At 43.9% G+C, this 22185-nt stretch carries 18 protein-coding genes; 5 read left to right on the plus strand and 13 right to left on the minus strand.

Features of this window, described 5'->3' with window-relative positions; genetic code table 11:
* Positions 1–97 precede the first annotated feature (97 nt).
* Together cphA and RTR76_RS09495 are read right to left on the minus strand one after the other, a co-directional pair.
* On the minus strand, positions 98–2767 hold the full coding sequence (gene cphA, locus RTR76_RS09490; protein ID WP_312519734.1) for a cyanophycin synthetase: 2670 nt from the start codon (positions 2765–2767) through the stop codon (positions 98–100).
* Between the two features lie 82 nt (positions 2768–2849).
* On the minus strand, positions 2850–3659 hold the full coding sequence (locus tag RTR76_RS09495; protein WP_312519736.1) for a cyanophycinase: 810 nt from the start codon (positions 3657–3659) through the stop codon (positions 2850–2852).
* A 184-nt stretch (positions 3660–3843) separates the two neighbouring features.
* On the opposite strand from RTR76_RS09495, the gene RTR76_RS09500 reads away from it, so the two are divergent.
* A complete protein-coding gene (locus tag RTR76_RS09500) occupies positions 3844–4470 on the plus strand; it encodes a L,D-transpeptidase family protein (RefSeq protein WP_312519739.1) in 627 nt (208 codons plus the stop codon).
* Between the two features lie 502 nt (positions 4471–4972).
* On the opposite strand, the gene RTR76_RS09505 is transcribed toward RTR76_RS09500, so the two are convergent.
* From RTR76_RS09505 to RTR76_RS09515, 3 genes are all read right to left on the minus strand, one after another.
* The gene (locus RTR76_RS09505; RefSeq protein ID WP_312519972.1) at positions 4973–5959 is read right to left on the minus strand and encodes a HipA family kinase; all 987 of its coding nucleotides are present in this window, start codon (positions 5957–5959) and stop codon (positions 4973–4975) included.
* A gap of 110 nt (positions 5960–6069) precedes the next feature.
* Complete coding sequence (locus RTR76_RS09510; RefSeq protein WP_312519742.1) at positions 6070–7023, minus strand: SH3 domain-containing protein; 954 nt, start codon at positions 7021–7023, stop codon at positions 6070–6072.
* 31 nt (positions 7024–7054) lie between these two features.
* Positions 7055–7738 (minus strand): DUF3794 domain-containing protein, encoded by a 684-nt coding sequence (locus RTR76_RS09515; protein WP_312519745.1) that lies wholly within the window; start codon positions 7736–7738, stop codon positions 7055–7057.
* Between the two features lie 320 nt (positions 7739–8058).
* Between RTR76_RS09515 and RTR76_RS09520 the strand changes: the two genes are divergently transcribed.
* Positions 8059–8910: a YitT family protein gene (locus RTR76_RS09520; RefSeq protein WP_312519747.1), complete on the plus strand. Its 852-nt coding sequence runs from the start codon at positions 8059–8061 to the stop codon at positions 8908–8910.
* A 128-nt stretch (positions 8911–9038) separates the two neighbouring features.
* Complete coding sequence (locus RTR76_RS09525) at positions 9039–9389, plus strand: hypothetical protein (RefSeq protein WP_312519750.1); 351 nt, start codon at positions 9039–9041, stop codon at positions 9387–9389.
* Positions 9390–9558: 169 nt separating this feature from the next.
* On the opposite strand, the gene RTR76_RS09530 is transcribed toward RTR76_RS09525, so the two are convergent.
* Both RTR76_RS09530 and yabG read right to left on the minus strand, forming a co-directional pair.
* Positions 9559–10239, minus strand: a complete 681-nt coding sequence (locus RTR76_RS09530; RefSeq protein ID WP_312519753.1) for a CAP domain-containing protein — start codon at positions 10237–10239, stop codon at positions 9559–9561.
* 227 nt (positions 10240–10466) lie between these two features.
* Positions 10467–11345, minus strand: coding sequence for a sporulation peptidase YabG (yabG, locus tag RTR76_RS09535; RefSeq protein ID WP_312519756.1), 879 nt, complete (start codon positions 11343–11345; stop codon positions 10467–10469).
* Between the two features lie 464 nt (positions 11346–11809).
* Here yabG and RTR76_RS09540 point away from each other — a divergent pair, with 464 nt between their 5' ends.
* The gene (locus tag RTR76_RS09540) at positions 11810–12607 is read left to right on the plus strand and encodes a glycosyltransferase (protein ID WP_312519758.1); all 798 of its coding nucleotides are present in this window, start codon (positions 11810–11812) and stop codon (positions 12605–12607) included.
* Positions 12608–12665: 58 nt separating this feature from the next.
* Here the strand turns inward: RTR76_RS09540 and rsmA are convergent, their stop codons facing one another.
* The 5 genes from rsmA to RTR76_RS09565 form a co-directional block, all read right to left on the minus strand.
* Positions 12666–13517, minus strand: coding sequence for a 16S rRNA (adenine(1518)-N(6)/adenine(1519)-N(6))-dimethyltransferase RsmA (gene rsmA, locus RTR76_RS09545; protein ID WP_312519761.1), 852 nt, complete (start codon positions 13515–13517; stop codon positions 12666–12668).
* Positions 13514–14056, minus strand: coding sequence for a ribonuclease M5 (gene rnmV / locus RTR76_RS09550; RefSeq protein ID WP_312519764.1), 543 nt, complete (start codon positions 14054–14056; stop codon positions 13514–13516). The genes rsmA and rnmV overlap by 4 nt, the downstream gene beginning before the upstream one ends.
* A gap of 79 nt (positions 14057–14135) precedes the next feature.
* Complete coding sequence (locus tag RTR76_RS09555) at positions 14136–15113, minus strand: 3D domain-containing protein (RefSeq protein WP_312519767.1); 978 nt, start codon at positions 15111–15113, stop codon at positions 14136–14138.
* A gap of 223 nt (positions 15114–15336) precedes the next feature.
* Positions 15337–17427, minus strand: a complete 2091-nt coding sequence (locus RTR76_RS09560; RefSeq protein ID WP_312519770.1) for an RNA degradosome polyphosphate kinase — start codon at positions 17425–17427, stop codon at positions 15337–15339.
* A 9-nt stretch (positions 17428–17436) separates the two neighbouring features.
* On the minus strand, positions 17437–18987 hold the full coding sequence (locus tag RTR76_RS09565) for an HD domain-containing protein (RefSeq protein WP_312519774.1): 1551 nt from the start codon (positions 18985–18987) through the stop codon (positions 17437–17439).
* Positions 18988–19168: 181 nt separating this feature from the next.
* Between RTR76_RS09565 and RTR76_RS09570 the strand changes: the two genes are divergently transcribed.
* Complete coding sequence (locus tag RTR76_RS09570) at positions 19169–20683, plus strand: Ppx/GppA phosphatase family protein (RefSeq protein ID WP_312519777.1); 1515 nt, start codon at positions 19169–19171, stop codon at positions 20681–20683.
* Between the two features lie 712 nt (positions 20684–21395).
* Here RTR76_RS09570 and RTR76_RS09575 read toward each other — a convergent pair.
* Positions 21396–22163: a TatD family hydrolase gene (locus RTR76_RS09575; RefSeq protein ID WP_312519780.1), complete on the minus strand. Its 768-nt coding sequence runs from the start codon at positions 22161–22163 to the stop codon at positions 21396–21398.
* Between the last annotated feature and the right edge of the window lie 22 nt (positions 22164–22185).

A 22185-nucleotide genomic window follows, 5' to 3' on the forward strand; every position in this document is an offset into this window, starting at 1 on the left:
GTAATTCCATATAGTTATTGTACGCGCAATAGGATATACCTGCAATCCCCTCCGAACATTTTCTTAGATTAAGGCTTATTTAATCGAAAAAATAGCCTTAAACAGCATTTATACCACCGATAAGCAATTCTCCTGATCCTGCCACCGCTGCCGGTATCATTTCAACATTTTGTTCCTGGCACTGCTGACAGAACTGCTGAATAGTCTGGAAAACATCGCCGTATTTTTCGTAGAAAACAACAATTAGATCGCCTGCATGAGCATTAGCAAGAGCAGCGTAGACAGCTTCTTTTTCAGGCAATACCATCTGAATGCGCTCAGAGGCAAGACCGGCTTCCAGAACTCCCTTATATAGCAGTTTCGATACTTCACCAGGCTTTCGGCCTCGCAAGTCATCGTCTTCTTTTACGTAAATATGGTCAAAACCTCGTCCGGCAATACGCCCCACATTGATGACAACATCATCACGTCGATCCCCGGGAGCGGCAATTACACCTACCAGACGAGATGCACCCATTCGCTTGACAGTATTAACCAGTGCCTGATAGCCAGCTGGGTTATGTCCATAATCGATACATACTCTGAAATCTCTCACAGGCAATACGGTCAGCCGCCCAGGGTTCTCAGCAAAGGTGGACAGCCCCCGGTGAATGAAAGCCACAGGTACTCTCATGCAGTAACAGGCAGCTGTAGCAATAATTGCATTTTGCAAATTGTGCTGAGCAATACCGCCAAAAGTTATCGGTATATCTTCAACCGACGCAATAGCCTGAGCCTCTTTCCCTTTTGCCGTATAAATAATATTATCCCTCACAAAAAAAGCCCTGCCGCCTATGCCAAGATGACGGCGAATGATAATATTATCAGGTTCGATGCTGAAATAGATAATCTCACCGCGCGCCCTGGGGGCTAAAGCGGTAACATAGCGATCATCGGCATTTAGTATGGAAAAACCATTGGGGCGGACGGTCTCAATAATAAGCGACTTTACACGGGCTAAGCCATCCAAATCCTCAATACCATCCTGCCCGAGGTGATCTTCTGTGATATTCGTTATAATACCCACATCACATTTATCAAAGGCTAAACCAGCCCGTACAATGCCGCCGCGTGCGGTTTCGAGCACGGCAACTTCCACTACGGGATCGGTTAAAACAGTACGTGCGCTAGCAGGACCTGTAGTATCACCTTCACATACACAACAGCCATCAATATAAATACCTTCTGTTGTGGTCATACCAACTTTACGTCCCGCAGTTTGCCAAATATGACTAATCATTCTGGTAACAGTTGTTTTTCCATTCGTTCCGGTAATAGCAACAAGGGGAATGCGCCCCTTACTTTCATCAGGAAAAAGGGAGTCAATAATTGCACCAGCCACATTGCGGGGCTTACCGGCTGAAGGGTAATGATGCATACGAATACCGGGAGCGGCATTAATCTCAATTACAGCCCCTGTTCCCTCTCGAATAGGCTGCGTAATATCTTCAGCAACGACATCAACACCAGCTACATCCAGACCAATAAGCCTGGTCGCCCTTTCCATCAGCCGCTTGTTGACAGGATGGACAACATCGGTTACATCCACCGCCGTACCGCCTGTACTGAGGTTTGCGTTTTCACGGATATAAACGATCTTACCTGCCTCAGGAATGGATTGAGGACTATAATTTTGTTTGGCCAATACGGTAATGGCCACAGCATCAATTGCAATGCGGGTTAATGGTTTTTCATGGCCTATCCCTCTATTAGGATCGGAATTAACGATATCTACCAATTCTGTAACAGTTCGCCGTCCATCTCCTACCACATAAGCAGGGATTCGCTCTGCAACTGCCTCAACCTTGCCATTTATCACACAAAACCGGTATTGACGTCCGGTTACAAATTGCTCAACAATAACTTTTTCATCATACTCACGGGCTACCTGAAAAGCCCGCTCTACTTGAGCAATAGAAGAGATTTCCAGGGTTACTCCCTTGCCCTGGTTGCCTGTCAGCGGCTTCACTGCAACAGGCTTGCCAATTTCCTTCAACGCTTCTATTGCCTGTTCGACTGAATCAACTACAATGCCGTAGGGAACAGGAATACAGCCATCTGTCAAAATTTTGTTAGTAAGACCTTTATCACAGGCTAAATCAGTAGCCAGCGCACCAGTAAGACTTGTAGTTGTAGCCCAGATACGTTTTTGTTTGTACCCGTAGCCTAGTACCAGCAAATTTTCATCGGCAACACGCATAACCGGGATGCCCTTTTCCAGGGCGGCCCGGTAGATGGCTGCTGTACTTGGCCCAAGCTCGTTATGCTCACCGGCTTGCTGAATTGACGTTACTGCTTTCTTAATATTCACCGGGCGCTCTTCAAGTACTGCCTTCAGTACCTGATCTGCTTCATAAACGGCCTGCATGGCAGCGCCTTTATTCCGGTAACTGATTACCACATCATATACACCAGGGCTGCCACTGCCCCTCGCTTTCCCAAAACTAACTTCATATCCGGCCATGCATTGCAATTCTAATGCAACGTGCTCGAAAATATGAGCCAAATACGTTCCTTCAATTAGCCGTTCCAAAAAACCGCCTGGATACCCTCGCGAGCATTGGTGATCCGCTAAACCCGGTAATAGGCCCGTTAAACGCTCAGTAAATCCGGCAATTTCAGAACTAGGGATATCTTCATATTTGCCGATGTCCAGCTTTACGCGGACAATTGGATGGTAACTGTGCACATTCGGTCCTTCAATAATCCGGGTTGACAAAATATTCATTTTTAAAACCCTCCTTGCCAACAAACGATTCTACCTTTTTGAAAAATCTATTTCAACTTTTTACCTGTATTGGCAGTCTATTTTACTCTAGCGCATATGGAATGCGACGGCGTATATCAAAACCAAATCCAACCGGAAGAATATGGAGGATAACATTCGTAATAGCTAGCGACTCATTGGGCTTGGATTCGGAAATATTGGAGTGAATAATATTTTTACCATCGACGACTGTCACCGTCTGTGAACCAATTACCTCAAACCTTCCGTCAGGCGCAACAATTACAGCTGTATCTTCATCAATGCCAACACCTAATATATACGGATTTTGTGCTACTGCACCTAATAGCCGATTAATTCTTCCCCGTTGGGCAAAGTGTTGATCAATGACAACATCCGCCAGCAAATCCATGCCATGAGCCATACTGATAGTTGACTTTTTGGGCGTATCACTGGAATCGCCGCCCACAATCATCGTATCACTCATCACAGAAGCACCGGCACTTGTACCGGCAATAATGGCACCTTTTCCATATGCTCTGCGAATGGCCTTATCTACCCTTGAGCCGCCAAGTATACTCGTTAGCCTGAGTTGATCACCACCGGTGAAAAAAATACCGGTAGCTTGTTCAATTTCACTCACTTGATGAAAATCATTTGCCGCTTCCCGGTTAGCAATATACAAGATACCGGCTGACGCAGCCCCTAATTCGGTAAATAAGGATCGATACTCATCGCCTACTTCACGTGGTAATTCCGTAGCAGTAGTTAATATAGCAATACGTGCCTGACGTCCGCCTGCCATTTCAATGAATTTGCGCAATATGGTACATTCATTGGTTTTATCTTCATTACCACCAATAATGACCAGACTTCCTGTTTTTTCTGTTGTCATTGATCCTCCGTCCCGCTTTTTATGCGGCTTTCGCTTTGGCAAAAAAAGTCCCAGTCTGTCTTGGTGCTTCCCTGTCTATTCTAGCCAGTTTTGCCATTGTTTTATACACACGTTTTACTGACCAAATACATTGCCACTGCATATAATGATTCAACACAATCAATTCCCCAAGGAGGCCAATACCATGAACATTCGTTTCTTCTACCCACCATACCGTTTGGCTCATGTTTATGAAGGCCAATCCAGCCCCCTGGTACCTATCGTACAGAATTTGCTTACAGAACGGGGTTTTTACACAGGACCTGCCGGCACAATATTTGATGTAGAGACGCAAGAAGCCGTGGCTTGTTTTCAACATGCTGAAAAACTATCTGTAACCGGTATTCTTGACCCGAAGACCTATTGCCGTTTATCTGAAGCTGCCCTTCACACCATAGAGCCAGTAAAAGCAAAAATACGCGCGGCTACCGGTTTGGCACGGGCCAATATCCTAATTACAAAATCACGCCGCCAGCTTACCCTCTTTGACGGCAATACACCTGCACGGCAATATCCCGTTGCTATCGGCAAGCCCTCTACGCCCACTCCACTAGGCAACTATGCCGTTGCCACCAAAATCCCCAACCCCGGTGGCGTTCTGGGAACCCGCTGGATGGGGCTTAATTATGACGCCTACGGCATTCATGGAACAAATAAGCCTTGGCTGATTGGCCAAATGGTTTCCAATGGCTGTATTCGTATGCATAATGCCAATGCAGAGGAACTCTTCAGCTTGGTCAGTATCGGTACACCTATTTACATACGGGACTAATTCCCGTACTGTCTCTGCATCGCTGCTAATGGCATTACAATTAGCATGCCCAATATAAGACTTAAGAAAAACTACTAACACCTTTTTGCAGCTGTACAACTCCTGATTTTCCTTATTTGCACAATAAAACAGCCCGGGAACGTACTTTTGTCATCGCAACAAAAGTACCAAAAGTGCTAGGCCTATCTTCCAAAAGACTTGGAAAAAAGTCACCTTACTAAAATCCGTGAAACTCGCTGCGCTCAAACAGAACGGATTTCTTAACGTAAGCTGACTTTTTTCCATCCTGCGGACCGTCTTTTTCCAGAAGGGCCAAAAACAACGGGAAACAGGGAAACGAAAAAGACCTGCGAATTCCTTCCGCCCCTTGGCTTCGCATGTCATGGGGACGATACCAGTGATACATTATTTTGCAAACAAACGTACAGCACCCGACGTCTTAAACTCAAATTCTGATACAAAAAAACCTGTGGAAAAATCCACAGGTTTTTTAACAGTTCATCTATTCAATTGCACTTCCTCGGTGCGCTCCCCTCTGCCGATAAAGCTTTAAGCCATTTATCTGTCTAAAGGGGTGATATCGCCTTCTCTCCTGACTTTCGCTTTCAACAACTGCCGCCATTTCTTCCTGCGGCATCGTTATTGCGGGTACCGACTGCTCAGGCTCATGAGGCTCTATCAGCACCTGTTCAGCCGAGGGTGCTTTTTTATGATGAGCTGCGGGTATAAGGCCAACCAGTCTTGCCGTAATTTGATCAATTAAATCACGGCGATAAATCAGATGCTGGAGCAGAGCCTGCCTTTCAGTCTGTTCGGCAAGCCACTGTTCAGGTATAGCGGCTACCGTTTGTGCCAAATACTCATCCGACCATTCACGGATCGCTCTGGCATAGGGAGTGAAATCCTCCGGTTTTAAAAAATGTTTAAGCAGCAAACCATAAGTACGACGCGTATTAACGGATAAATCATGCGCAAGATCGCTAAGCTGAGCTACCGTCCAGCGCCCGCGTTTGAAAAGATGGGAATGATCAATTGCATACATGTGATATCCAGTTGCTTCACGCTTGATAATAATGTTCTTACGATTCACCGTACGATCAACATTATGTACCAAATGGTCAAAGAGCATAACTCCGGCCATTTCAGACTTGTTGACAACCCGGCTGAGTGACACACGATCGGCATAAAAAGCATTGCTGATAAATTTGCAGGCAAAATGCGGCCCTGCCACAATACCTGCCTTTCTTAACCGACGGCTTCTCTTAAGTAATACCTCATCAATGGAAATAATGCCACTAACAGGAAAGCATAACTTTAGCTGCGCACCAAGCTCTGCTGCCAAAAATTCATTAGCAAGAGCCTTGGGACCAACTTTATTGCCAAGTAACTTAACCACATACAACTGTTGATCACTGCCACGAAAAAGTTGAGGTGAAGTTACACCGATTTTCATGGAGCCAAAGTATGCGACTGCAGTAAGTTCTTTCATCACTGTGATCGCTCCTACTTACTTTCTTAGCAGTCAATAAAGAAACACCGCAGACCGAATGGTACTACGCGGTGTTTTAGATCGAATATCCCGGCGTTTTTCGTCTAACTCTAGAAAGTACCGGTAGTATCAACTAGCCAGCTGGCAATCCAACCGGTTGTCGACCCGTCGGGAAGCACTACGTTATACCAGCCAAATGCCTGTTCTTTAATCGTAACTGCCGTCCCTTTGCTCACTTTTTGAATGGACGGGAATGTCGTGCCAGGACCGGAACGAACGTTCACGTTATTTGCATTAACCGTAGCGGCTACTGTAGTAATCGTGGGTGTTCCGGCAATCGTTTCAACAGGACCGGTGATAAAAGTATTGTATTCTCCATAACCATAGATGTCACCACCGCCCAGTTGCGAAGCCGATACATTATCCGTAATGCCTTCAGAAGCGGAAACCGCACTGTTAGTGGTGCTGGCATTCAAAGTCATAGTATCTTCAACCGGAGAAAGGACATAAGCATCCATCTCTGTTGTACTAGTAACTCGAGTCCATACCTTCAGCACAACCGTCACATGAATCTGACGGCGGTCATGATTATGATGATGATGATGATACCCGCAGTCATCATAATCGACAAATTCAACTACCACATCGGCAGTAGCAGGCATATCCTTGTCGACACCCATGACTTCGATGTCACGAGTCCAGCGGATGTGATGTTTTTCATATGCATGCACCGGTTCATTGGGTAGATCGGCAACATACATAACTTTTACTTCAAATTCACCGCGAACAATAACCTTATTGGGTATGACATCAATATCCTTAATGCATAATTCTTTGATATACACATCAATTACTTGACCAATTGGCGGTTTATTGTCGGGTATCGTAAGGTCAATCTCAATTACGCGCTGGGCACTTTCCGCTCCCAGCACTTCCTCAACCTGAATTTTTTCCATCCCCGGTTCAAAACACGCGCACTCTTCAGCAATGATTTCAGCTCGTGGCGCCTTGGCCGGCGTACTGGCAATCGTCCGGGCAACGCCCTTGTACCTAATTGTACCCATTTTCTCCCCTCCTCTTCCCTGAGCCTCGTCCTTACCCTTTTGGTTTGGTAGGAAGAGTGCCGCTATTGAGTAAAACTTCGCGGTCAGCCATTACTTTTGCATTAACCCGCAATACGACAGAAACATCAAATTCTCTGCAGCGGTTGCGATCATCATCATTATCATCGTCGTCGCAATTGTCATCGCAGTCATGGTCATGGTGATGGTGGTGCCCGCAATCATCATCATCATCGCAGAAGTTATCACTATTTTCATAGTTGGTATACTTCTTAGCACGGTGATGGTGGTGGTGATGGTGATGCTCATCAAAATCATAATCAACATATTCAATATCAACGGTTGCCTCAGCATCCATGCCCCGGCGTGCGCCTGGCATATCAATATCCACCGTCCATTTATAGTGTTTTACTTCCATAGCATGAACGGGACGGTCAGGCAGGCAAGCTACATAGATTGCTTTGATTTCAAACTCACCACGAACAATAACTTTGTCTGTGATAACATCTACGCTGTTAATTTCTACATCTTTGATGAAAACGTCAACGATTTGCTCAATTGCAGGTTTGCTGTCTGGAACAACCACATGAATATCCAGTGATTTTTGTTTTTCCTTTTCCGCCACAACCTGGCGAACAACTATCGTTTGTGGACCTGTTGAAGCTCCTAGCGTACAATTAGGAAGAGTTTTAATCGGGCGCATATCTTTATCATCCACACAAATTCCCCCCTTTGTGATGTTCTAACTCATATATATGCGCCAGTCCTGTCTGATGTGCAAAAAATATAGTAGATCTAAAAAAATGTAGCTAACTTTTTACGACAAAATTTGAAAACCCGCTATTTCCGGGCAGGAATGGAAGTAAATAATGGTTAATATTAGTCAGAGTTTACTGCGATATTGATAAGAAAAGACATTGCTTGCACTAAGCAGGCAGGCGAAAGACTATGTCGTTCTTATTTCACCAATCAGAAAGTCATACTTTCTGATAAGAAAAATATAAGTTTTGGATGAAGCCTTATTTTAGGAGGACATTAATGAGAAGAAAAATATTCCAATATGCTATTGTAGCCTTAGGTTGTGTGCTCAGCAGTGCAGCAATCAATCTGTTTCTCGTTCCGCACCATTTGCTCAGTGGCGGCGTAAGTGGTCTGGCAATTATCTTTTACTACCTCTTCAAACTACCTATTGGCATGCAGATATTTGCAATGAATATCCCTCTCCTGTATGCTGCCTACCGGTTGTTGGGCAAGGAGTATACTATCATAACCATTTATGGTACATTAGTCTTTTCCTTTACAGTTGATGCTTTAAAGTTTCTTTCCTCCATGGCGCCTATTGATGACCCGATGCTGTCAGCCATTACTGGGGGCATTGTTTCCGGCATAGGCGCAGGATTGATCTTTAGAGTAAACGGCAGCGCCGGCGGTTTGGATATAGTTGCCGGCATCATCAAAAAATACTATTCCTTCAATCTTGGTGTTGTTGGGTTTGCTGTAAATTGCCTGATTATGCTTCTTTCCGCCATGCTGTTTGGTCTAAAACTGGCGATTCTTACACTGATCTCAATGTTCGTCAGTGCTAATCTAACTGATAAAGTTGTTGCAGGCTTTAACCACAAGAAAACTATTTTTATCGTCTCTTATAAATGGGATGAAATTGCTGCTTCCATTTTAAAAGAAGTTGGCCGCGGCGCTACCATCCTACATGGTGAAGGAGCCTTTACCCGCCAGGATAAACGGGTCATTTTTGTCGTTGTCAGCCTTACACAGATTTCACAGATTAAAATGGTTGTTCAGGATATTGATCCACAGGCATTTATGATTGTAAGCGATGCTGCAGAGGTTATGGGCAGAGGCTTTACGCTGCCAGGAGTTAGGCAGCCCTAAATTAGGGCTGCTTTTTTAAAATATTTTTTCGTCAACATAACACTTTACTGCGCAACTTCATAGTATATAACAAAAGGCCTATTGAGCTTATGCCGAAAGGTCTCTTATTATAAGGAGGAATTGCGCAAATGGCTTATCAAAAAATGTATTATCCCAAGTGGGACTATAAGTGCGGTAAATGTGATGACGACTGTGATGATGAATACGATTACAAAGATTACGGCAACAAGTGCTGTGACAAAGACTATGGCCACAAGTGTCATGACAAATGCGATGACTACGATTATCCGGCCTATGATATGGATTGCTGTATGCCTAAGATGAAATGCAAGACTGAAAAAAAATGCATCAAAACTTTTACCTGCAGCTATAAACTCTATAAGCTTTGCATGTATAAAGTAGTCAAGGTTTGCCCTCGCTGCAACCACGAATATGACCATGGACGTCATCCGATGTGTCCAAAGTGCCGTCAATATTAAAAAATTACGCCCCATTTAATAAACGCTTTTCATAAACAACTCCTTTTTCACGTTTAATGGCCTGCCGCTATCCTTCAGGCAGGCCATTATTGCTGGCAAAACAATATAGCAGATAAAAAAACAAGTCTTGCAGACTTTAAAAGCCTGCAAGACTTGTTTTTACTTTTATTTATTGTCCAATAAATTCTTGGACTACATATACAGAACCATCTGAAGCATGGCGCACGCCAATCCCTACATCCGTATAGGTATTATTAAGGATATTGGCACGATGCCCTGAGCTAGCCATAAAGGCTTTTTCCGCTGCAGTCACATCTGTATTTTTGGCTAAGTTTTCACCAGCGGTCTTATAGCTGATACCCGCTGCCTGCATACGGTCAAACGGTGATTTTCCCTCTGGGTTATAGTGAGAGAAGAAGCCACGGTTAATCATATCCTGCGCATAAGTTTGAGCTACGCCATTCAGTTTAGAGTTAGATTTAAGCTCCGACAAACCATTGGCCTTACGATCAGCATTCATAAGACTGAGAGCTTTTTTTTCTTCCGCCGCCAATGTAGATGACGAAACAGTACCAGATGTGGAATTTGTAGTAGCTTTATAAGCTTCATTTGTTGAAGAGCCATGATTATTACTCAGCATTGCAATAGCAGCAACTGCTGCTAATCCAACAAGCAAACTGTTACGTTTTCCGGAGTCTTCCGCTTTAACATCCTGTTGTATTTCCTTTTGTGCTTCAGTAGCTTCGGCAGCATGAGCAGCCGTAGCAAAAGCACCTCCAAATGATGTGGTTAATACTGCGAAACTTAAAAGACCGGAAAGTACCAATTTACTGATTTTCGTGCATTGCATATAGTTTTCCTCTTCCTAGATTGTGAAAGTAAAATACACTTCTGGTACACTCTGATAATATTCTCTTTTTAATGCAAAAACCCTTTTTTTTAGCGTTTGGTAATGTTTTCTTGACTTTTTCTAAATTAAACATGAGATATAGTCAAGATTCCTTTATATATTAATATTATTAATTATCGTTTGTCAAGAAAATAAAGCTGCCATTTAAGGCAGCTCTAACCAGTTGCTTACCGGTTGCTGGTTTTTGGCATTCCCAAACGGAATTTTCCTCTCGTCTCAACACCGCCTACACCTTCAATACCAGTAACCGATGCGGTGATAGCATCATTAATATCGACAATCTTATTAATAGGTGTAAACGCTACTTTTTCAGCAATAAAAACCGGATCGTAAGCATGAATAAAAATCCGGGTCGGAGAGCTTGCAAAATTCGCGCCAGCTGCTAGTATTGCCTCAAAATAAGACTGACAGGCACCAGCAAAAATAACGAGATCATCGCGGGATGGTTCAAATAAGCGGGCATTAATAACCGACTGAATGTAATATTTAGAATTACGATAGTTATTAATATCCTTCATATCTTTATTGCCGCCGCTAAGTGCATCGTGCCCGGTCACCACGAGTATATCCGGCCGATATTCTTTTAACAGGTCCGGTACTGCTTCAGGCTGTTTCGACTCATCAATATGCCTGCCAATTGCTTCAATATTTAACTGACCATATGTTTTTAGGCACATTCTTAAGTATTCTTCATCTCCATCCAAATGTAATACCCGGCCGGGAATATCAAAAAAACTGTATTTTTTACTCTGCTCACTGCGGTTTAACTCCACTCGCTCACGGTCCATACTGCGGCGCATCATCACACGTTTCAAACTATCATTGTGCATACTTTCCATACGTACAATCTCATTGCGAAGATCTTCTGCATTTATTTTCTCTACATCGTCAATTGGAGCATCTGCTACTAAACGCATATGCAGTCCCTTTAAATAACAATGTTCCTTTTGTGATAACTCATTGCGAAATATATCAGTTACTTTAAAAATAATGTCACCGCCGTGAGACCTGCGAATGACCAGATCCCCTACAGATATGTCAGACATGAATTGCACCCTCCCTCAACACCCGAATAACCACTACAACATACTATGACAGAGACCGTTGAAATGACATCATCTGCGTTGTACCCGTAAAGGGTAAGCCGAAGTACTAAGGCACTAAAGTGCCAAGAACTTCGCATTTGCATCTTCGGGCGTTCACTTCGATGTACTTCCAGTACTACTTCGTTCACGTCCTCGACGCGCCTAGCATCTGATGCCATTTGAACGGTCTTGGCCTTGCGGCTAAAAACGGAGGGGAATTGCATCGTTTCACTCGCAATTACGGGTGGACCAACTTATACTAAATATCTGCTAGGCGATACGATGCCTATATGTGAAGTGATTTTATATTTTCCTGAATTCTTTTGTGACCAACAGCCTGGACGCTCCATATCCTATACTGAGCTAGTAGGGCCACCTTGAGGTCATAGTTAGCGCCGTACTCTATTGCTATTGAGGTGATGGAAATGATCTCCGTCGTCGTTCCAGCAAGAAACGAGGCCGGCCGCGTTCCTACTGTACTGCAAAATCTCGGCACACTGCCTGTCGATCACATCATTCTTGTAGCCAACGGGTCCAAAGATACTACTATGCAGGAAGTTCTGCAAATGCGGCTGCCAAAACTTCAAATCATTTACTTTCACGACTGTCTCGGAATCGACGTTCCACGGGCAATTGGCGCTAAAGTGGCTATGGCTCTGGGCAGCGATGTTATCGCTTTTGTTGATGGCGATATGGTAGGTACTTTCAATGAGAATTTAATGGAACTGGTTGACGGTGTGCTGTTAAAGCACCTGGATATTGCGCTGACTAATTGCTATCCGTCACCGCCTCGTCATATCGAACGCTACAATCCTACCTTTCAATGGCGTCATAATTTAAACAAAGAATTAGGGCTTGATAAAAAAATCGGCCTCGCCACCCCCGCCCATGGGCCTCATGCCGTTTCCCGCCGGTTGTTAGAAACAATCCCCGTCCGTGAACTAGCTATTCCGCCAGTACCTCTTGCACTGGCGCGAATGCACAAATTAAAAATAGATGTAGCAACGACCATTCCTCATTATCGCTTAGGTTCATCAATTAAGAATCAAATTCATACCAACCGAATAATTGATACCATTGTTGGAGACTGTCTGGAAGCCATATCCGTTTTCCAATCTCAGCCCCGAACACGCCAACATCAAAACAAAACTCATTTAGGCTATCACAGTGATCGTCGTTTTGATCTACTGGACACATTTCTGGAAAACAAGCAAGAAAGCTAAATACAAAACCCTGCTCAAATACGAGCAGGGTTTTTTATGTATAGGTTTTCCTATCAACTTATCGAAGTTCGACCCATGCGTTAGCAACAGCGGCGAATTCAGTCAAAGACAATGTTTCACCCCGGCGACCGCCATCTATACCAGCCTTGTCCAACATCTTAACAACTAATTCTGAAGGAATTCCGGCAGCTTTTAACGTATTGCTGAAAATTTTGCGGCGTTGTGAAAAAGCAGCTTTTACAATGCGAAAAAACGCTTTTTCTTCTAAAACATCAACCGGCGGTTTATCCCGGACTTTGCAACGGATAACCGCTGACTCAACTGAAGGCGAAGGATAAAAAGAAGCCGGCGGAACTGTAAACATGATATCCGCTTCCGTATAATATTGGACAGCTACCGACAAAGATCCGTATTCTTTGCCGCCCGGTTTGGCCACCATTCGCTCAGCAACTTCTTTTTGGACCATTGCTACCAATACATCGACAGGAAGTCTCTGTTCAAGCAGCATCATTATGATGGGAGTTGTAATATAATACGGTAAATTAGCAACAACCTTATACTTTTCTGACAATATTTCCCGGGAAATGTCGAGTTTCAAAATATCACCGTGAACGACTCGTACATTTTGATACCCCTGCAGCGTTTTGGCCAATACACCAATAAGCTGCCGGTCTACCTCAACAGCTACCACATTAGCACCAGTTTCGGCCAGCCCCTGTGTCAAGGTACCAATACCGGGACCAATTTCAAGCACTGTATCGCCTGCCTTCACAGCACCTGCTTCAACAATACCATCAACAACTTCTTTTCTGATTAGAAAGTTTTGCCCTAGCTTTTTGGTCATATGAATACCAAACGTTTTTACGATATGTAAGGTTACATCTTTATTGGCAATAGTAGGCTGAATCATGAATGCTCCTCCAGCGCGCTTAGCGCCCTCTCAAATTCATCGCGCGTTACGCCATAATGATTAAGACGATATAAAAATTGCTTGGCATTAGCATAACCAATCCCCAGAGCAGCACCTACCAAAGCACGCCGTTCTGCCGCATCGGCAGCACCGCTTAAGTTACCCCGGAGAATATCAGCAAGCGCAAATTCGACCGCTGGCGTAAAATGATGGCACCGCACCTTATTTAAAGCTTCCCTGATTGCTTCCGGTGATGCCTGCTCAATACCAATGTCGTCATTGGCATAGGCCTGCTCACGGGGAACAAATGCATGCTTTGCTAAGGGAAAACGCTGAGTTAAATACTTACGAATGCGTTCTCCAGCATTATCAGGATCAGTGAGGATAATAATTCCCCTTTTATTATAGGCTTGTTCAATTTGCCTCACCGTATACGGAGCCAGAGTAAATCCGCCAGTAGCAATTATTTCCGCGTCTACCGCTTGTTTAACCCGGGCAATATCTTGTTTTCCTTCTACAATAATCACTTCTTGAATCATGCTTTCCCCTCGTCTGCACGTATGCTTTTACAATATAAGTTAAAGGTTGTTGAAGACAAGCCTTCAACAACCTCTAACATTAGTCTAGCACATAAACTTTAACTGGTCTGCGGCCAAATCGCCAAGCAGCGCTTTCGTCTTCCATGCAGAGATCAATTCGGTGACCGATAATATCACCGCCTGTATCAGCTGCCAGCGCCAGACCATATCCCGGTATAAATAACCGGCTTCCTAGTGGAATGACACGTGGATCTACAGCTACTACACCGTTTCGAGCCGGAACACCAGAGGCCGTAATGCCATGTCCGCCGCCATCCGTAGGTAAATAAGCAGTAGCTTCCATTTGTTCAATACGACGGAACCGCAAGTCTCCACGGGAGGTTTCCACCATGTCGCGTGTCCCAACTTGTATGACTTTAGCCTTAGGCTCCACAATGATGTGTTCTTCTACAATTTGTTCTGCAGTCTGCACACCATCTTCAAAAACCAGCTTAATTTTTGCCCGTTTCTGACCGTCCTGCCCATCTTCAACTATCCGTTCATCACCTTTTTCCAAAGTAGGATCTGGCTGACGCATTACGGGATAGAGAACAGGCAGTTCTTTTTCCGTAAAAGACTCAGTAATGGTAATCACCTTAATGTGCATATTAGCGGTTACCGGAGTATCTTCGCTAGGAATGAGTTTCACGTTCGGGTTGGCAATTCCCATAGCTGCTGCCAGTTCGCCAGCAGTAAGCTTAGCTGTTGTTACTGTTTCTGTCTTGCCCTGGTACATCACTGTTACCGGAACTGCCCGGTGAACAGAAATGGTAGTACCGCTTTGAAGTTTAGCAGTCGACAACCGGTATTCATCGCGGGATTCCATTTGAATTCCCGCTTGAGCCAACACGTCTTCAGGTTTACTATGTAGAGTTCGTATGTCTAAATTGCGTCCATCTGCGATAATGTTTACTTTTTTGTGGGCCCAAACAAAGCCGGATGCCACCAGAGACACGACAATTAGTACGGCAATAACGACGCTTAAGCGACCTCGCCGCCTGGATTTGTCATCACTCATGTGGTTCCCCCTTTCAAGCTTTAGGATTATACCATATATGGCAGTACATTGTCAAATTTGGTAAGTTCTCCCTAGTAAAAGCTAGTATGTCCAGAAAGTATGCTGATTATACAAAACGGCAAATACCCCATACAAGCAGGATATTCGCCGTTTTTCAAATTATAACCTTTTGTTATTTTCCACCAGCTATTGTCTTGCCGGTCAAGACAATAGGCTAGCAGCATTAATGCCGGTAACTGGGCCTTAGCCGCTGCGCAATCGTTAGCTCTTGCACCTGGCTCGTTGCTACAGCCTTGTCATACAGTTTTTCCTGACTGTTAATCATTTTGGAGCGCCGCTCAACTTTACGGTATGAACCGTCGCTTTTCATAATATGAGCCTTTTGGTTATCTTTTAGAATCAATTCCAAAATATCTTTAATCCGTTCTTTGTGCTCATCATCACGTATGGGAACCATTAGTTCTACCCGCTCATTTAAATTACGGGGCATCCAATCAGCACTAGATAGAAATATACTGCTATCGCCGCCATTGGCAAAGTAAAATATACGGCTGTGTTCCAGAAAACGTCCTACAATACTGCGAACAGTAATATTATCACTTACTCCAGGCATTCCCGGCCTCAGCACACAAATACCGCGAATAATTAAATCAATTTTTACCCCTTTAATCGAGGCTTCATAGAGTTTGATAATAATCTCCCGATCTAACAGTGAGTTCATTTTTGCAATGATGCGGCCCTGGCGTCCATTCTCCACGCCCTGAATCTCCTGGTCGATCAGTTGGATAAGCTTTTCTCTGAGACCAAGAGGGGCGACAATAAATTTATTCCAGATAGGCGGATCAGAATAACCGGAGAGCAGGTTAAAAAAGGCAGAGGCATCAGCACCAATTTGATCATTAGCTGTAAACAAGCCAATATCCGTATATGTCTTTGCCGTGGAATCGTTATAGTTACCGGTACCAACATGTACATATCGCTTGATGCCATAGCTTTCACGCCTCACCACCAGCGTACATTTTGCATGGGTTTTAAGGCCTACCAACCCATAAATAACATGACAACCAGCCTCTTCCAGCCGTCGTGCCCAAAGTATATTGTTTTCTTCATCAAAGCGGGCTTTCAGCTCCACCAAGACGGTAACCTGCTTGCCATTTTGGGCCGCTTCAGCCAACGCTCTTACAATTGCCGAATCCCCTCCCACACGGTATAGGGTCTGCTTAATTGCCAATACTTTGGGATCAGTCGCGCTTTGCAAAACGAAGTTAACCACCGGCTCGAACGATTCATAGGGATGGTGAACAAGAATATCCTTCTCCCTGATGGATGCAAATAGTTCCTCACTGTTTTGCAAATTTACCGGAAGCTGCGGAGTAATTGGCTGATAACGCAAATGATCGTACCCTGGTAGATCAGCAAATTTTGCAAATACCGAATTATCAAGAGGACCGCTTATTTCGTATATATCCTGTTCCTCTAGTTTTAGTGCTCCTACCACAAAATCTTTTATCGCTTTATTAGTTCTTTTCCCGATTTCCAAGCGTACCGGCTGTCCCTTACGCCGCTGCTGCAGTGATTTTTCAACTTCAGCTAGCAAATCCACTGCTTCTTCCTCGGCAATAGATAAGTCTGCATTGCGAGTAATGCGAAAAGGAGCCACCTCTTTTATCCGGTAGCCATGAAATAAATGATGGCAATATTCCTGCATAATAGTCTCTAAAAATACGAAACGTTTTTTTGTACCATGCCCGGGAATCTCTACTATACGAGGTAACACAGTCGGTACCGGTATAACAGCTGTTTTTATTTCCCCTTTATCCTTTTCGAGCAAGACAGCAAGATTGAGTCCGCGACTGGCTAAAAAAGGAAAGGGATGGCTGGCATCTACCGCCATAGGAGTAGTAACAGGATAAATGGTGTTCAAAAAATAATCATACAGCCATTCACGATTCTTATCAGTCAAATCCTGTATATCACAAAATTGAATATCCTGTTCTTCCAGTAAGGCTAGTATCTTCTGGAGATACCGGTATTGCACTTTCACTTGTTGATGGCTGAATCCAGAAATCCGCTCTAACTGCTCCAGGACCGTCAGGCCCGAATTATCCATTTTATTAATACCGCTTTCTTTCTGATGCTTCAGGCCTGCAACACGGATCATGAAAAACTCATCCAGATTAGAGCTGACAATAGCAATAAAACGCAGCCGGTCCAGCAGCGGTTTATTCTGATCGTCCGCCTCTTGTAAGACTCGGTTATTAAATTTCAGCCAGCTAAGTTCACGGTTTAAAAAAAATTCGTGTTGATCAAACATTGCTATCACCTACCCCTGTCGTTTCAATAGGGCACGAAATCCAAAGACTTCCTCAAAAAAATCAGCCTTGTCGGCGAATGTCCATTCCTCAAGCGATGTATCTTCCAAACTGTTATAAGAGATAATTAATTCATCTCCTTTTAAGCTGACAGTGCAATTGGTAATTTTCTGGCGATAGCTGCGATCAATCGCATCTGCCAGCCGCATCATCGCAACCAGCTTAGAGACGACTGTTTTATGCTGCTCCGGCAGGACTTGAAAGTTGGGCTCTGCATCATTAGGAGTTCCTTTAGAATGATAGTAAACCACATTAGCCATAATATGCTTCTCTTCATCGGAAAAGCCGAATATATCGGAAGAAACAAGAAGCCGATAGGAATAAAAATAATGGCGCCGCAAGCTGACATATTTCCCAATATCATGCAATATCCCGGCAATCTTAAGTAAAAATCTCTCCCGTTTTCCTAAGCCGTGAGCCTTTGTCATACTATCGAATATTTTCAATGCCACATCGCTTACCATCGCCGCATGATCGGCATCAAAAGCATATTTTCTACCTAACATATGAGCCAGGCTAATGATCTGCTGTTCAACTACGTCAACGAAGCTATCTTGCGTCTGTTCGGCTACATGATGGAGGGTAACTCCATCGATAAATGCTGTATTGGGTACGATAATTTTTCCTGCTTCAGTCACTGCCAAAATCTGCTGATATAGAATAATCGTAGGTAACACGATTTCAGCCCGGTGCTCAGTAAAATCATAGGCACTCATCAAATGGGCAATATTAGAGAACCGGTGTTTTTCAGCGCAGGCAGTAAACTCCTCAGGATCAATAACTGTCAGACTATCATTGCCGCTGCGGCCCAATATCTTTAGTACCAGTTTCGTTTCATTGCCAGCCAGTACAAGATATTTAATTTTATGGCGGCCAAGCTCTACTTTTACCGGCTCGATTGTACTAAAAATATATTCCGCCAAGGCCTGGGGAAATTGCACAGATTCACGTTGGTTTTTGTCAAAGCTTTCTTTAATGCGCAATGCGCCAATATGGATGTTCTGCTGATACTGAATACAGCCGCTTTTATACAGCGTAAACCCTAAGCCGCCGGAAGAAATATCTACAAAAAGAACAGCATCCTTTTTCCCTATCAGCTGCTGTTCCTGTAATGTCTTAAACAGAGCAATATATTTATAAAATATTTCTCGCGGCATATCAACAACTTCTACTTCAAAGCCGGTTTTAACGCGAATCTGATCAACAATATAGCGCTGATTGCGCGCCTCCCGGACAGCAGTGGTGGCAAATAATCGATAGTCTCGCACACCATACTCGGCAAGCATCCGCCGATACCCCTTTAATAGTTCACAAATTTCATTAAGCGTGCCAAAACTAATTTTACCGGTTTTAAAAATTTCTTCCCCTAGAGTGACTTCCCGGAAGGCTTTATCGATCACTTTGACGTCAGCCAGTGTTTTATACTGTACAATTTGAATACCTGCCTGTTCTGATCCTAAATGGATGGCGCCAAATATTTCGGGATTATCAGTTTTGCCCATGAAAATACCTCCGGCCCACTAGTAGTCTATATTCTATTCGACATAAAAACAGAAAATTCCCTGTTTCTTGTTGATATGTTTTGTTAAGTTTGTGTAAAAAATGTAAGATGTGATTTAAAAGGATTTTAAAAAAGATAGCGAAATATAATATTTCATAAGTTCATGAACAGAGGTGCATCTAATGACAGAACGAGTCGCGATTATTGATTTAGGCTCTAACTCAGCTCGCTTAATTGTTATGCATATTTACCACAATGGTTCTTATAATTTAGTTTATCATCAAAAAGAGGCCATTCGTTTAAGCGAGGGAATGAGCGATTCAAATCGCCTGGAGCAAGCTGCTATGAATCGTGCAATTACAACACTTCGTATGTTCACTCACATGTGTGAGCTTTTTGAAGTGAATAAAATTCTTGCCGTTACAACTGCTGCCGTTCGCACTTCAGAGAATGGAACAGATTTTTTACGAATGGTTCACCGCAACACCCGCATTCCCTTGCAGGTAATCAGTGGTGAAGAAGAAGCCCGTTTAGGGTATATCGGAGTACTCAATACATTAGACGTCCCTGATGCACTTATTTTTGATTTAGGCGGCGCAAGTACCGAATTAACACTTGTCCGTAACCGAAAAATTGAACAGCTAATTAGTATGCCCTTTGGCGCGGTTACTATGACCGAGCGCTTTGGTACACAGAACAAAGTCAGTGAAGCTCAACTGACCGATTTATATAACTATATCATGCGCCAACTTGAGCAGGTTCCGTGGCTGGACAGGCTTAATATCCCGCTCATCGGCATTGGCGGAACCATGCGTAACATCGCAAAAATGGATCAGCGAGTACGCAATTACCCCTTCTCTAAGGTACATAATTACAAAGTGGGCCCCTTATCCTTTTCTGAGTTGTGGCGCATACTGGTAGAAAAAACAGCTGAGCAGCGACGTAAAATCCCCGGCCTTTCCAGCGAGAGGGCTGACATTATTATCGCTGGTTCAACAATTATAAAATGCCTTCTCTCCGTTACGAAAGGAACTCAGCTGATTGCAAGCGGCTGCGGGCTGCGAGAAGGCCTCTTCTTTAAATATTATCGCCAATCACACCACCAGGAAGAAATCATTCCTGATATATTGCTGCACAGTGCCCGCAATATGCTGATGTTTTATAAAGGCGATGTTAATCATGCCGAGCATGTAACCAAATTGGCAGTTGCCCTATATACGGGCTGGGAGCAACTGCATAATTACGGTGAACGGGAGAAAACACTCCTTCAGGTAGCAGCACTTTTACATGATATTGGAATTACCATTAACTATTATGATCATGCTCGCCATAGTTCCTATTTAGTAGAAAATGCGCGGCTCTTCGGTCTCACCCACCGGGAACAGATGCTGTGTGCAATCATTGCTGGCTGGCATAATGGTCCATCTGCAAAGTTTACTCGCAACCGTTTGTACACAGAGTTTTTAGATGCAAATGACTGGGATATGGCCCGTAAGCTGGCCCTAATTCTCGGTCTGGCCGAGTGTCTTGATAGCACTCAAATGCAGCTTATCTCGAATGTAGAAGCATCTGTTCAGGATAAAAAGGCCCGCCTGATGCTCATCACAGAAGATGAAGCGAACATTGAACGCAAAGCTATAGAAAAGCACCGTAAATGGTTTAAAAAAGAATTCTCGATGGATTTAGCCATTAATTAATCCCTATATGTAAGCCGCCAGTTGTTCATACAATCGGCGGCTTCTTCTATTCCTTGTTTTCGTCGCTTTCTTCTCTTCTTACAGCTTATAAATGTTGCTATAGATAAGAAAAACTGCTTTCACAGTCCTTTAATTAGCTATCCCCCCTGTCTTTCCCAATTTCTCAAATATGCTTAATAGGCTCCATGTGAAAAAATCCCGAGTTCATCCTTTTGTCCATCGCCACAAAAGGATCAAAAAGTCTAGGCCCAGTCTTCCAAAAGACTTGGAAAAAAGTCACCTTACTAAAATCCGTTAAACTCACTTCGCTCAAACAGAACGGATTTCTTAACGTAAGCTGACTTTTTTCCATCCTCCGGACCGTCTTTTTCCAGAAAGGCCAAAAAGAACGAAGAACGGGAAACGAAGGTTCCTTGTTTTCGTAGCTTACGACCCTTATAAAAATTGCCGTCCCGCAGGGTGGAAACAGGCCTCTCTTGCGTAAAGAAATTCCGACTGTTTGAGCGCAGCGAGTTTCGGAATTTTAGCAAGGGAGGCCTGTTTCCAAGGCTATTTTTGTATAGGTCTTGATTTTTTGGTACTTTTGTATCAAGACAAAAGTACAGAACTACAAGCCCTTCAATCTCTTTGCTTTCACGCCTCTTACAATTTATAAGTTCTGATAAGGAAATAAAGACTCTCTCCGGCAACAACCGGAGAGAGTCTTTGCAATCTACGAAATATGAAAAAGCTGTTTAACATTAGTAGTAGTCGCTTCGGCAACAGCTTCAAACGAAAGCCCCCGCAAGCGGGCTATTTCTTCAGCGACAAGCCGCACATGAGCAGGCTCATTACGGCGCCCACGGTGAGGGTGCGGTGTAAGGTAGGGAGAATCAGTCTCCACCAGCAGCCGATCTAAGGGTACAGCTGCGGCGATTTCTTTTAACTTAGTCGATTTCGCAAAAGTAACAGGGCCGGCGAAGGATACATAGAAGCCAAGCTTAAGCACTTCTTTAGCCATTTCCAGACTCCCTGAATAGCAATGAAAAACCCCAATAATCCCTTTTGCCTCTTTTTTTATAATATTCATCACATCGCCATGAGCATCACGATCATGAATAATAATCGGCTTGCCCAGCTGCCGCGCCAAATCAATATGCCGGATAAAAACATCCTGCTGGACATCACGAGGAGACAAATCGTAGTAGTAATCCAATCCAATTTCGCCAATTGCAACGACTTTTGGTTCACTGCCAACCCACTGCGCCATTTGGTCGTAATCGGCATCTACAGCAGCTTTAGCATCATGGGGATGTATCCCTACTGCCGCATAGATTCCCTTATGAGATTGAGCAAGAGCAATCGACCGGGCGGAAGAGGCCATATCGGCCCCAATATTGATAATGCCGGTGACACCATTTTCTCTTGCCCGCTCTATAGTCTCAAGCCGGTCGGAATCAAACCGGCTATCGTCAATATGTGCGTGTGAGTCAAATAGCATGAACATTCCTCCATCAGGCTTT

Source organism: Anaerospora sp., from assembly GCF_032013335.1.
Classification (GTDB): Bacteria; Bacillota; Negativicutes; order Sporomusales; family DSM-15969; genus Anaerospora.